The organism is Chloracidobacterium sp., from assembly GCA_016720705.1.
GTDB lineage: Bacteria > Acidobacteriota > Blastocatellia > Pyrinomonadales > Pyrinomonadaceae > OLB17.
Genome location: JADKKB010000007.1, coordinates 571,609 through 583,843, shown reverse-complemented (window position 1 = coordinate 583,843; position 12,235 = coordinate 571,609). Strand labels below are relative to the sequence as shown.

The 12,235-nt window shown below is 52.7% G+C and carries 12 protein-coding genes and 2 tRNA genes; 9 read left to right on the top strand and 5 right to left on the bottom strand.

Annotated elements, in window-relative coordinates:
* Window positions 1–67: 67 nt before the first annotated feature.
* Window positions 68–661 (bottom strand): sigma-70 family RNA polymerase sigma factor, encoded by a 594-nt coding sequence (locus IPQ00_09795; GenBank protein MBL0240850.1) that lies wholly within the window; start codon window positions 659–661, stop codon window positions 68–70.
* A 325-nt stretch (window positions 662–986) separates the two neighbouring features.
* Here IPQ00_09795 and IPQ00_09790 point away from each other — a divergent pair.
* Both IPQ00_09790 and IPQ00_09785 read left to right on the top strand, forming a co-directional pair.
* Window positions 987–1,062, top strand: a tRNA-Val gene (locus IPQ00_09790).
* A gap of 14 nt (window positions 1,063–1,076) precedes the next feature.
* Window positions 1,077–1,153: transfer RNA gene (locus tag IPQ00_09785), tRNA-Asp, on the top strand.
* Between the two features lie 86 nt (window positions 1,154–1,239).
* Here the strand turns inward: IPQ00_09785 and IPQ00_09780 are convergent.
* Window positions 1,240–2,310, bottom strand: a complete 1,071-nt coding sequence (locus IPQ00_09780; GenBank protein MBL0240849.1) for an RICIN domain-containing protein — start codon at window positions 2,308–2,310, stop codon at window positions 1,240–1,242.
* A 799-nt stretch (window positions 2,311–3,109) separates the two neighbouring features.
* Between IPQ00_09780 and IPQ00_09775 the strand changes: the two genes are divergently transcribed.
* From IPQ00_09775 to IPQ00_09745, 7 genes are all read left to right on the top strand, one after another.
* Window positions 3,110–3,475 carry a DUF488 domain-containing protein gene (locus IPQ00_09775; GenBank protein ID MBL0240848.1) on the top strand — a complete coding sequence of 122 codons (366 nt, stop codon included), beginning with the start codon at window positions 3,110–3,112 and terminating at the stop codon, window positions 3,473–3,475.
* 158 nt (window positions 3,476–3,633) lie between these two features.
* Window positions 3,634–4,296 carry an RNA polymerase sigma factor gene (locus IPQ00_09770; GenBank protein MBL0240847.1) on the top strand — a complete coding sequence of 221 codons (663 nt, stop codon included), beginning with the start codon at window positions 3,634–3,636 and terminating at the stop codon, window positions 4,294–4,296.
* Between the two features lie 242 nt (window positions 4,297–4,538).
* Window positions 4,539–5,237, top strand: a complete 699-nt coding sequence (locus IPQ00_09765) for a zf-HC2 domain-containing protein (protein MBL0240846.1) — start codon at window positions 4,539–4,541, stop codon at window positions 5,235–5,237.
* Between the two features lie 75 nt (window positions 5,238–5,312).
* Window positions 5,313–6,023 (top strand): DUF4097 family beta strand repeat protein, encoded by a 711-nt coding sequence (locus IPQ00_09760; GenBank protein ID MBL0240845.1) that lies wholly within the window; start codon window positions 5,313–5,315, stop codon window positions 6,021–6,023.
* Window positions 6,024–6,092: 69 nt separating this feature from the next.
* Window positions 6,093–6,935, top strand: coding sequence for a hypothetical protein (locus IPQ00_09755; GenBank protein ID MBL0240844.1), 843 nt, complete (start codon window positions 6,093–6,095; stop codon window positions 6,933–6,935).
* A gap of 74 nt (window positions 6,936–7,009) precedes the next feature.
* Window positions 7,010–7,603 carry a dCTP deaminase gene (locus IPQ00_09750; GenBank protein ID MBL0240843.1) on the top strand — a complete coding sequence of 198 codons (594 nt, stop codon included), beginning with the start codon at window positions 7,010–7,012 and terminating at the stop codon, window positions 7,601–7,603.
* Window positions 7,603–8,772: a P1 family peptidase gene (locus IPQ00_09745; GenBank protein MBL0240842.1), complete on the top strand. Its 1,170-nt coding sequence runs from the start codon at window positions 7,603–7,605 to the stop codon at window positions 8,770–8,772. Before IPQ00_09750 ends, IPQ00_09745 begins: the two co-directional genes overlap by 1 nt.
* Here the strand turns inward: IPQ00_09745 and IPQ00_09740 are convergent.
* The 3 genes from IPQ00_09740 to IPQ00_09730 are packed head-to-tail and all read right to left on the bottom strand — an operon-like array spanning window position 8,765 to window position 12,055.
* Window positions 8,765–10,177: a hypothetical protein gene (locus IPQ00_09740; protein ID MBL0240841.1), complete on the bottom strand. Its 1,413-nt coding sequence runs from the start codon at window positions 10,175–10,177 to the stop codon at window positions 8,765–8,767. The genes IPQ00_09745 and IPQ00_09740 overlap by 8 nt on opposite strands.
* Entirely contained in the window at window positions 10,167–11,621 is a 1,455-nt protein-coding gene (locus IPQ00_09735; GenBank protein MBL0240840.1) for a M48 family metallopeptidase, read from the bottom strand. Before IPQ00_09735 ends, IPQ00_09740 begins: the two co-directional genes overlap by 11 nt.
* A complete protein-coding gene (locus IPQ00_09730) occupies window positions 11,621–12,055 on the bottom strand; it encodes a hypothetical protein (protein MBL0240839.1) in 435 nt (144 codons plus the stop codon). The genes IPQ00_09735 and IPQ00_09730 overlap by 1 nt, the downstream gene beginning before the upstream one ends.
* Between the last annotated feature and the right edge of the window lie 180 nt (window positions 12,056–12,235).

Below are 12,235 nucleotides of genomic sequence, written 5' to 3'. Positions count from 1 at the left end.
CTCGGTGATCTCTATTCCTTGTTCATATGACGTTGTTCGGCCTGCCTTTTGCTCATAATCTAAATACCTAAATTGTAACAACCCTCATCCGTCTCAATATCTTGGCCAGTTCGATCCGTCCGCGGTTAATTCTGGACTTGACCGTTCCTTCCGGTATTTTCAAAACATCGACTATCTCCTGATAACTGAGTTCTTCGATGTCGCGGAGTATGACGCACGTCCGAAGATCCTCGGGGAGTTTGTCGATGCCCTCCTGCACCTGTCCGGCCAGTTCCTTACGCTCGATCTCTTTCTGAGCCGAGGTTCCTACCGCTCGAAGGTGGTATGTGTGGTCGTCCACCGCGTCCGCCATCGAGTTTTGAGGATTACGCTGCCGGTGGCGGTAATCGTCGATTATCAAATTGCGAGCAAGCCGCATCAGCCAATTAGAGAGGTCGCCCTGCTTCGCATCGTATTGATCCAGGGTCCGATAGATGCGTATAAAGACCTCTTGCGTCAGATCCTCGGCAGCGTCAGGGCTCGAAGTAAACCGGTACGCGAGATTAAATATCCGCCGCGTATACGCGGTGACAACCTCCTCCCAGGCCGTTCCGTCACCGGAGCGTGCACGCCTTACGAGTTCCGCACCATTAATTTCGGCCGCAGCCTTTAATGCTTCCAACGCTTTGATCTCCCGAGAACGATCGCATTCACCATCCGCCACAAAGCACGAAACTCAGCTCTGTCAATGAATGGTTACGAGTGCGAAATCGCAAAAGTTCCAACAAAAAGATATATCCAAACCGTTGGATTTGCCAATTCAAATATCGATCAACGACGGGTTACTACGCTGCATAGATGCTCGGCGCTTTCGATGCAAGAAGCTAACTTGACACTATCAACGTGCTTTCGTAATATAACGGTTCGCTCAATTGCTGAAATTGAGCTTTGATCTTTTGACAAAATAGTTGGGCACACGTGCATTAACAAGTTTTGATAAGTTTCGCGGGCATGTACGTCAATTGGTAGACAGCCTCCCTTACAAGGAGGAAGTTAGGGGTTCGAGTCCCTTCGTGCCCACCAATCATTCAACATGCGGAGTCGTAGTTCAGTTGGTTAGAACGCCAGCCTGTCACGTTGGAGGTCGCGGGTTCGAGTCCCGTCGGCTCCGCCACTTACTTAACATAGATAAACAAAAAGAGCTGAGTTTCCTCAGCTCTTTTTGTTTGTTCGGCCTTGACGACGGTCGGCGCGCTTTGGTTAATCGTCTTTATCCTTCCCGCCGGCCCCACTTTCGGTACAGGTGACCTCGCTTCGAGAGAAGGTCGTGCCATTCCACGTCCCCAGCACCGTTTTGGTCAGCGTCGATCCGTCACCAAAGGTGCGAAGCACAGTGACCTCGTACGGGATACTGGCCTTTTCCCGTGTGACGAGCTGACTGCAGACCGTAGTCTTCCCCGGGGGAATAGTAGTGTTGGTGGTAAAGCCGACAGTGGACTGGTAAGTCGCTGAATTCGACTTTTTCTTCTGATTGGTGATCGTAGTTTTAAAACCGGTTTCAACTGAAACCGAGGCGTTAACACCGCTACCTTTCCAACCGACCTCTGCCTCAACTTTGGCCCATACCTCGGTTGCAATTTCCTCAGTGCTCTCCCACGCTTCCGACTCAGTGTACTGCGCCTGCTCGGAAAGGGTCTGGGACTGGGCGACACTCGTATTGTTGGTATATTTCGCGGAGAGGGTACTCGTTGTTCCGCGGGAGTTATTGTCCTTTACCTTCTCGTTAACGTCGTATTTGATACTGAGAAATTTCTCCTTGATAACCAACTCTTTGGGGGCGGGTCGGGTGCCGAGGCCATCAATGATCGTGAGATTCCATATCGCGTTGCTACGAAGGCCCGGCACTTGATGGTAGATGTTGATGTCGGACGGATCATCCCCGGCGATCAAAGCCTTGCCCCATTTCTTATCAATGAGCTGGAACTTATTGTCACCCTTTTCTACGAGCTTCCACTTAGCATTATCCCGCCCCTCAGGGACGAGATGGTAAATTTTCCCGTCGTCCGCGTCACCCGCTGAGATGGCTTTGCCGTGACGAACGTCGATTATGTAGTAGTATCCATCGCCCGCAGGTTCGAACATCCACTTGCCGTTGTCGCGGTCCTTAAGTTCCAGATGATAGAGGCGACCGTCGTCGCGATCCCCGGCAATAAGTGCGACTGGGGTCTTTTGACTGTCCTCGATCTTCAGGTACGCAAAGTTCTGTGAAATGACGCTGGCCGAGAAAACGGCCAAAAACGCCAAAGATAGTGCGAAATGTCTAATCCTCATGAGTCAGATAACTCCGTTGCTTGAATTAACCTATGGTGGATCACGGGTATTGTAGGGGTGGACCAGTAGGAAGTCAAGACGGGCAGCTTCAAAAAAGGGAGCCACCGGGCTCCCTGTATGGGTCCGAATCATATGGCGGTTATCCTTTTCGCAGCGTGGTCAATACCTGTTTCGCCACCGCCTCCAGTGTGTCAAATACCCCGGTGCCGTTCGATGCGACTGCGTCGAAGACGGGTTAGCCTTTACGCAGCAACTCGGCCGTAAGTTCTTCGCTGGGAATGACGTTCGGCAGATCGAAATACTCATATGTGACTTTCGGAAGGAGGCGGCTGGTGCACCTTAGGGAGGCGAAAAATGTACCTCAAAACGTACCTAAAACACTCCGCATAAATAAAGCAACTAAGTCGAAACCTAGTTGCTTGGTTTTGCTAAGTGCCTGAAAACAGGCATAGTTAACCCCCTTTTAACAAGTCGATCACTGCCCTGTCACGTTGGAGGTCGCGGGTTCGAGTCCCGTCGGCTCCGCCATTTTCAAAAGTTGTCCGACCTGCTAAAAGGTTGACCACAACATATATCGAGAGCTGCCTTATTTGTGCGGCTCTTTTTTTGTGGCCATTCCCCCGGGACAGAACAGCTTGCGACCGTCCTGATCCTTATATACATCACCGATCGATTTTATTGACACGAGCTACCGATAGGTACAAGATTGGGAGTGTTGCCGCCGCACTGCCTCGATCATTGTGTTTATAAATTAAGGTCTCTCAGCGTGATCACAGCTTGATAGCCGCAATTGGGGGATATGCAGATCAAGATCAAAAGGGTTTACGAAACGCCGGCAGACGATGACGGTAGCCGCATCCTCGTCGATCGCTTGTGGCCGCGCGGACTTACAAAGGAGAAAGCTCACGTCGATCTGTGGTTAAAGGAGATCGGCCCAAGCACGGAACTCCGTAAATGGTTCGGTCACGAACCCGAAAAATGGGATGCCTTTCGAAAGAGCTATCTTACGGAATTAGAAGAGAAGGGCGATCTGATAGACATACTTCTGAAGCGAGCCAGCGAAGGGCCGCTCACATTGATCTATGCGGCGCGAGACCAAGAACACAATGAAGCACTTGTGATCAAACGGTTTCTCGAGGCACTTTCACAAAAATACGACGACTAGGCAGGGCATCGGCGATGCGATGTCTGCAGAATTTTGCTTTACCTTTTGCAATTTTATCTATAAACTTTTTGGCAGTGTAAGCAACCTGTGGTTGGAGGTCGGTCATCATAGCCCAAGAAGAAGTTTTACAATCTGGCAGCGATCTTTTAGGTGCGACTATGGAAATAGCCTCGGCGGCGATCGAACAAGAACTCGCCTTTGGGTTTGAGGGGGCGCTACATCCTCAAGCCATTGCTCCGGCATTGGCCGTGAGCGAGACCGCGTATTTTGATGCGGACACGCCGGATATCGAACTTTGCCGCTTGGCGACGGCGGGCAACATTGCCGCATTCGAGTTGCTCTATCAAAAATACCATCGGCGTACGTACAGCCTTTGCTTGCGGATGACGAGCAACCAGACCGAGGCCGAGGATCTGACGCAGGATGTTTTTATCCAGCTTTTCCGCAAGATCGGCAGTTTTCGCGGTGATTCGGCGTTTTCGACTTGGCTCCATCGTCTTACAGTCAATCAGGTGCTGATGCACTTTCGCCGTCGCAGCGTAAAGAACGAAAGGACCTCGGATGACGGCGAGATGCCGGAACAGACAGTCACCGGATCCGCCAACCCGAACAAGATGCAGGTAGTGGACCGGATCGCTCTAAAAAACGCGATCGCCGAACTTCCGAACGGTTACCGACGCGTTTTTATTCTGCACGATATCGAGGGATTTGAACACGAAGAGGTTGGCCGGATCATGGGAATTTCGGTCGGCACATCCAAGTCGCAACTGCATAAGGCAAGACTCAAACTTCGGGGTTTGCTGATCAAGCAGAAGGATTAAATAATCACTATTCAATGGGAACACGAACAAGATGATCTTTTGTTCGTGTTTTTTGTGTCAATAGGCTGGAAAATAAGGTGTTTAGAGCGAAAATATTCGTTGCAAAAGGCAACTTATCGGGTGGTTGGATAATCTATTAAACAGGACTTGCGGGATTTGGATTTCTGTTGCCTGTGCGGCGAAACAAGAGCGGTTGAACCGCAGTCGAACAATAACACGTGAATTGCGAAGTTTGTAAAGAGTTGCTGAGTGCCTTTCTGGACAACGAGCTTGACGAGAGTCAGGCGGGACTTGTTCGTGAGCATTTGGCCGTTTGCAACGACTGCGCAGTCGTTTGTGAAGACCTCTCGGCCATCCTTTTTACCTGCACCGCGGAAACGTCAGACGACATAATGCCTTCAAACGCCAAGGCGATGTGGTGTCGGATCAGCAACACGATCGAGAGCGAGATCAAACCTCCGACGGCTACACAACCCGAGCCGCCAAAGGGGCGATTTTGGCGTCTCTCGCTGCCGCAACTAGCGTCAGCCGTGCTTGGGATCGCGATCATAAGTTCGCTTTTGACGGTGGTCGGCATTCGCAATTACTTACAGCCGTCGGGCGACGATTTTACGACCCGCTCGGCCGCTACGATGTCAACATTTGAAAAGGTCCTGGCGAAGGTCGGCCTGATGGATACTCCGCAGCGGTCACGCGAACGGCGGATCCAGGAGCAACAGGCGGCGATCTCGTATTGGAATGATCGGGTGCAGGCTCGTCGAGTCCAATGGGACCGCGTGACACGTGATGCATTTGACCGTAACCTCAAAGTGATCGACGAGTCAGTTGCACAGTATATGCAGATATTGAAGCAAGATCCGGAAGATGAACTTTCGGTCGAAATGCTGGACGCAGTAATGTCGGATAAGATGAGTCTGCTAAGGGATTTTGCAGATCTTTAGTTTTAGGTGATGTTCTCTGGATCAAAAATATCGATCAGAGCCGCCGAGGCGGTAAAAACTACGATTCTTCTCTCGATGAGCGTAGTTTTTTTCTTTGTGCTTACGGGGCAGGCATCGGCGCAAAAGAAATTTTCCAAAACATATCCGGCCGGACAAAATGTCAGGCTCCAGCTAATGAATCGCTCGGGGACTGTCACGGTCGAAGGGTGGAATCGCTCCGACATCAATATTTCGGCGACACTAGAGGCTCCGGCCGCAAACATCGTCCCGCAAAATCTGAGCGGAACGATCGTCGTCAACCTGGTTAAAGACAATCAGGGCCGGCCCGAGGTGGGCAACGTCAATTTCACGATCCGCGTCCCGTATTACGCCCAGGTCGATATCGAAACCCGTATCGGTAACTTAAATGTCAGCAGCGTCAGCAGCGGTTTTGTGCGTGCCAAGATCTCGAGCGAGGGCGATATTACACTGACCAATATCGGGGCCAATACAGTCTCGGCCGAAAACCTCACAGGCGATATCTTTTTTGACGGTGAGATCCAGGATGGCGGTAATTATCGCTTTTCATCAATGCGGGGCAGTATCAATCTTCGCATTCCGGCCAATTCGAATTTCAGATTTGTTGCAACGGCTCCCTCGACGCGAAATATCTCGATGGGCGATTTTTCAGGCGGCAATATCAGCTTTCTGAGCGATGGCCGGCGTGTCGCAGGCCGTTTCGGCTCGGGTGCGGCCACACTTTCCGTAACCAATCAGCAGGGCGGGATCCGGTTCATCCGTCGATAGATATTGACCCGCGAGCCGTGTTGCAGGTACTATCTGACAAGCTTCTGTCCATATTCCACTGGAGATATAATGCCAAAATCAAAAACGCTTGCTGCATTGTTGCTAGTCGTGTCCGCATTAGCCGTAGCGGTCCACGCACAGACTCCGCAGTTGCTCAAAAAGACGACGACAAAGACCGATAAGCTTGATTTCGGTGCCGGCGGAACGATCGCGATCGCCGGTGCTCCAAACGGATCGATAACGATCGTCGGTTCGTCAAAGAATGAGATCGAGATCACGGCTGAGATCGAAGTACAGGCAATGAACGAAGCGGATATGGCAAGGCTCGCCTCGGTCACGGATTTTATCACGCAGGAAAGCACGGGCCGCTTTGGCGTGATCACTGTGGGAACGCAGAACCGTGTCGGAGACAAAAAGCTTTGGAAAAAATTCCCCAAAAATCTATTGGACTTGCCCTATCAAGTCAATTATACGCTCTCGGTACCTCGCTATTCCGACCTCGAGATCGACGGCGGCAAGGGCGATCTCAACATCTCAGGGATCGACGGAGCATTAAGAATAAATTTTCTCGATTCTAACGCCAAGATCGAACTCAAAGGCGGCACCACGACTGTGACCATCGGCACCGGAACCGCCGATCTGACGATTCCGTCAAACGGTTGGCGCGGTCGCTCGGTTGATTTTCAGATGGTAAAGGGCGACCTGACCGTTCATTTGCCGAGCTCGATAAGTGCCGAGATCGATGCTGTGATCCTTAGGACCGGCAAGATCGAGAATCTCTTTCCGGGTCTCAAGCCACGCGTGCGAAAGGGCGAATTTACCGAAAAGTCGATTGTTGCGAAGGCGGGGAACGGCGGAATACCGATCAAGTTTACCGTTGGGGACGGAACGATGAAATTGATGGACCATTAGATCGCCGGTATTCGAATTTAGAGGGTAAAGGGTGCTAAACTGTGGAGGTTCAGCACCCTTTACAATTTGAAATTATGACCATCAAATCAGATATTTGGCTACGCCGGATGGCCGACGAACATCAGATGATCGATCCTTTTCTGCCCGAACTCGTTCGCGAGATCGATGGACGAAAGATCATCTCGGCCGGAGCGTCGAGCTATGGATACGATATGCGTCTGGCGGACGACGGTTTTCGTATTTTCTCCTCGGTCCACGGAAAGGAGATAGACCCGAAACGCTTTGACGACCAATATTCCCTGATCGAACCGGATATGCAGACGGCCGATGACGGTTCGAAATACTACATCTTGCCGGGACATCATTACGGACTCGGCGTCACTGTCGAGACATTTCGAATGCCGCGCAATGTGACGGGCGTCGCCCTAGGCAAATCGACATATGCGCGAGCAGGCCTTTTGGTCAATACGACCCCACTTGAAGCAGGTTGGACCGGCCGCCTGGTCGTTGAGATCGCAAATCTCGCCAATCTACCGCTCCGTGTATATGTTAACGAAGGCATCGGGCAGATACTTTTTTTTGAATCAGACGAAGATTGTGCCGTTTCGTATAAGGATCGCGGCGGCAAGTATCAGGGCCAAACGGGACTGACATTCGCAAAGGTTTGATGATGGTCATTAGGAAAGTATTTTGCATCGTTATCGTGGCTGCGACATTTGCCGCGGCATCTGGCCAGGATTCGCGAAAGCCGCGGACACGGGATCTAGGGCTCAAGATCGGTATTTTGCCGACCGGGCCGCAAAATGCGATCACCGATGTTGTCGGTGTAACGGTCGGGCAAACGACTATAATTCGTGGGGATAATGTCCGTACGGGTATAACGGCCATATTGCCCCATTCGGGCAATATGTTTCGCGAAAAGGTGCCGGGAGCCGTGTTTGTCGGAAACGGTTTTGGAAAATTGGCGGGTTCGACACAAGTCAACGAACTCGGCGAGATCGAAACGCCTATCCTGCTCACCTCGACGCTGGCCGTTCCGCGAACGGCCGATTTTCTGTTGGATTATATGCTTGCCCTGCCCGGAAATGAGCAGGTGAGGTCGATAAATCCGCTGGTAGCCGAGACCAATGACGGAGGCCTGAACGATATCCGGGGCCGTCATATCACACGCGAAGACGTATTTGGGGCAATAAAAACAGCCAAATCGGAAGACGTCGCAGAAGGCTCGGTCGGTGCCGGGACGGGAACTGTCGCATTCGGATGGAAAGGCGGGATAGGAACTTCATCGCGAAAGATGCCGAACTCGATCGGGGGATACACGATCGGGGTGTTAGTACAGTCCAACTTCGGCGGTGTCCTGATGATCGACGGCGTTCCTGTCGGGAAAGAGCTCGATAAATATTATCTGAAAGAAGTTGTCAGCTCGGACGATCAACGATCCAAATTTAACGTTCCGCAATCGGCCGATGGCTCGATCATTATCGTGATCGCGACGGACGCTCCGCTTGATCATCGTCAACTTATGCGTTTGGCATCGCGGTCTATGGTCGGTCTGGGCCGAACCGGTTCGTCAATGACCAACGGCAGCGGCGATTATGCAATAGCGTTTTCGACTGCAAACCGAATAAATGGGTCACAGAATGTTCGTGATGTGCGCGTGCTCGGTAACGATGCGATGTCGCCGCTCTTTCAAGCCGTGATCGAGGCAACCGAAGAAGCGATCTTAAATTCGTTGTTCAGGGCGACAACGGTTACCGGTGGTGGACAAACGGTCGAGGCACTGCCAATCGATAAGGTCAAAGATATCCTGAAACGCTACGGACGGATCCTCAAATAAAAAACCGGCCCGAGAGTGTCGGGCCGGCGAATATCAATTTAGAGTTCATCTTTAAAGTTCCATCATCTGTGCCGGAATCATAGCTTACCGGTGGGGACATATCGACGCCGGCATCAAATCCGGTATCAACCGAAGACATCTCGTACCCGCCTCCGACATCTACGCCCGACGATGGGTCGACATCGTACATAGGCGAAACCGGATCCGCCGCCGCCGCATACGTGTCGGCCGAATCTTGATGCTCTGCGGCATGTTCGAGGCTGCTCTGGGCAGCATCGGCGTTTCCTTGCTCGGCGTACCAATTGGCATTGTCGGCAAAGTAATCCGCATTTTTTTCATCGTAAACGGCGTTGTCGAGATTTGACACATCCTGATCCGCTTGACCGGTATGGTCAGATCCACCTGCCAAATAGTCTGCGTCGCCCGTTTGGTAGCCGACATTAAGAGCATCTTCCTTAGCGGATTCGTAATCGCCGGCGGCGATGTGATCGGCCTGTTGCGAACGGTAATCGTCGGCCAATTCCTGCTTGTAGGCCGCATTCTCCATATCACCGGAATCAGAAGCACCGAGCATCGACGAGTCGCCCGCGGCATAGGCCTCGTTCTCGGCAACTTCACGGGCCTCCGCCGCAGCGGCATAATCACCTTGGGCCACAAATTCGTCCGCGCGTGTCTGTGCATCACCGGCGGCATCAGCGTGTGCCTGTTGTTGTGCTATTGTCGGATCTTCAACCGACTCGGGTACCGGATCGGACGCTGAAGCTGTGTAAACCGGATCGCTGACCTGGTCGTATGTCGTGCCTCCGGCGTAATCTCCGGAAAGATCCTCGCCCGACTCGGCCGTATAAACGGGGTCGGCATCAGACACGGGAAAGCCGTCTTCGCCGACCGTGAATTCGACTGAATTTGTCGACAACTCTTCGTCCGTTGGCAAACCCTCGGCCGCCTCTACCTCAAAATCACCGTCTCCATCAGGATCTGTTTGAGTGACATCAAATTCACCGTCGCCATCGGTGTCGAGCATAACAACGTCGATCTGGCCGTCGCCATCAGTGTCTTCGCCGGCCGCATCAACCAGGCCGTCGCCATCCGTATCCATAACTATGACGTCCAAGTTGCCGTCCCCGTCGGTATCAACAGCGACCGCATCAACCTTTCCATCGCCGTCCGTATCGCCCGCAACGGTGTCTAGTTGGCCGTCACCATCGGTATCAGCCGCACCGGCATCGAGTTTCCCGTCACCGTCTATATCTGCGTATGTGACGTCCGTCGGCGTTGTGCCGTCGTCGAACAGTGCTTCCACGATCTCGCCCGCCAGAGGGCTGTCGTCGCCCGGTAGTGTCGTGATCTCAAATTCTGTTCCGTCATCCTCTGTTGTTGTGATCGGGGTCTGTTCATTCGCCATAGTTTTGATTCTCCTCTCTTATTTGCGCCGGATGAGCATTGGGCTCTGCCGGCTTTGTTTTCTTCTTAACAACGGTGATCTTTCCGCACGTTGGGCTTGGGCATTTGACGGAAAGTTTCGGCTTGCCCGCAAAGGCAGACATTGGCACTCGCAACGGAGCTTGGCACGAAGTGCATTTGATCTTAAGCTCTTTTGCCGCTGGCGGCGGAGTGGCCGGCGGGGTAGCCATCGGTGTAGTGACCGGGTGAGTGACCGTAGTTGCTCCCGGAGTTGCGGCCGCCGTCGGCTTAGGGGGCGCATTTTGAGTCAGCAACTGTTTGATCCAAGTGGTGGTCTGGTGAAACTCCGGACTTGTCGCGAATTGGTTCAACTGTTTCAGACGAGGCCCAAGATAGGGCGTTGACGTTGTCGTGAGTTCCGAGAGTCGTAACATATCTCCATCGTCCTCTTTCTGTTGTTCGAGCCAAGTTTCGATATTTATCTGCTTAAAGATAAATGAAGATTTCAATGACCACGACAGCAGGGTACGGCGTGCGACATCTTCGTTACCAACAGCGAGCAGGCCCGCTCGATCCGCCGTGATCTCAGCCTGACGAGCCCATGCGAGCAGCGGCATTTCTATTGCACCGCCAATTAGAGCTGACGGACTGAGTATCGCGTTAAAAATGCCGCCAGCCATAAAGCCTCGGGCCGGCCCTTGTTCGCCGAGAAAGAATCGGATCACCGTCTTCCACAGAGCGTGCCCTGCCTTGCAATGCCCCATCTCGCGGGCCAGCAAATAGAGCATATCGACACCCTGAAAGTTTCCGGCGACGGCGGAACCGATCACAATAAACGAATTTTTATCGCTGCCAAATGTGAGGCAGTCCCACGGTCTGTCTCCCGATAGATAAATGTCGGGCATATGGGACATACCCAGAATCCTGGCCGCGCGGACTGCCTGGCCGAAAACGCGCGGCAGTTGCTTTTCACCAAGCAGTATTCCGTTAAAAGAAACCTCTATCCATTTACGGCCGACTTTCTCCGACACGGCTTTCGCGGCTGCATTCAGCGGCTTTGCTGCCCGCAGAGCGGCCATCGCCTTGGCATCTGCGGCCCAGGCAAAAGCCGAATTATCGATGCGATAGCCGGGAACGAGCGGACGAAGCCAGTGGCATTCCTTGCAGATGATCGTTTTTTCGGCTAATCCGCGGCCATCCCCGCCACAAGTGAGACAACTAGGAGATGGCGGCGCAAATTGAGGCGGCGGCAGAACACCTGGGTTGAAATTGGCCGGAGGAACCTGGCCACCGTATATATTCGGTTGTGGGGCGCCCGGTTGCAGCGGCGGAACGTGAGCCTGAGCCGCGATGGCCGTACCGCAATAGATACAGAACCGCGAGCCTTGTGCGGGCTGACGATGGCCGTTAGGACAGACCGCTAGATCTTGTTGATCGTTAGCCATTAGAATCCGGCTCCGCCGCCTGCTAGTGCAGTAAACAATAACCACAGTGCCCAAAGACCAATGTGAATCACGGTGGCACCGATACCGACCCAGAGTCCCACCTGCGACATCATCTTGCCGTCGGCAGACGCGCGGCCGTCCTTGATTGCTTGTAATTCCAGCCACCCGAGGATGGCCCCGGGAACTCCAAGGAGCGGGCCGCAACATAGCAGTCCGCCGATTGAAAGCAACATCGCGATCAGCGGCTTTTGGGTGGTCGGTGACGCAGCGACAAATGCCTGGCCCGCCATCGCCGGTGCTGCGACGGGATTCTGCGGCCAAGACTGAGCTTGCTGCGTTCCGACACTCGGAGAACTTAAAGGTGAAGCGCAGTTATGGCAAAACGCGGCTTCCGGCGGATTTGGTAAACTGCATTGGGGACAGACTTTTGTCATAGTTTTATCAAGTTCAGACTGCCGGCTGTGCCTCCGAATACGAAGGTTCAGACGAAAAAAATATAGCCTTCAATCAATAGAGCGTAAAAACGATCGGTTTACGGTCAAATTATTTCGTTATCATTGGTAGAATATCCTAAGTCATTCAAATTTGGAAGAAACTTTGCATTCAACGGCGAG

Excerpts from the sequence above, each read along its gene's own strand:
- IPQ00_09780 (MBL0240849.1), bottom strand. The coding sequence starts at position 2,310 with ATGAGGATTAGACATTTCGCACTATCTTTGGCGTTTTTGGCCGTTTTC.
- IPQ00_09775 (MBL0240848.1), top strand. The coding sequence starts at position 3,110 with ATGCAGATCAAGATCAAAAGGGTTTACGAAACGCCGGCAGACGATGAC.
- IPQ00_09770 (MBL0240847.1), top strand. The coding sequence starts at position 3,634 with ATGGAAATAGCCTCGGCGGCGATCGAACAAGAACTCGCCTTTGGGTTT.
- IPQ00_09760 (MBL0240845.1), top strand. The coding sequence starts at position 5,313 with ATGAGCGTAGTTTTTTTCTTTGTGCTTACGGGGCAGGCATCGGCGCAA.
- IPQ00_09755 (MBL0240844.1), top strand. The coding sequence starts at position 6,093 with ATGCCAAAATCAAAAACGCTTGCTGCATTGTTGCTAGTCGTGTCCGCA.
- IPQ00_09750 (MBL0240843.1), top strand. The coding sequence starts at position 7,010 with ATGACCATCAAATCAGATATTTGGCTACGCCGGATGGCCGACGAACAT.
- IPQ00_09745 (MBL0240842.1), top strand. The coding sequence starts at position 7,603 with ATGATGGTCATTAGGAAAGTATTTTGCATCGTTATCGTGGCTGCGACA.
- IPQ00_09740 (MBL0240841.1), bottom strand. The coding sequence starts at position 10,177 with ATGGCGAATGAACAGACCCCGATCACAACAACAGAGGATGACGGAACA.
- IPQ00_09735 (MBL0240840.1), bottom strand. The coding sequence starts at position 11,621 with ATGGCTAACGATCAACAAGATCTAGCGGTCTGTCCTAACGGCCATCGT.
- IPQ00_09730 (MBL0240839.1), bottom strand. The coding sequence starts at position 12,055 with ATGACAAAAGTCTGTCCCCAATGCAGTTTACCAAATCCGCCGGAAGCC.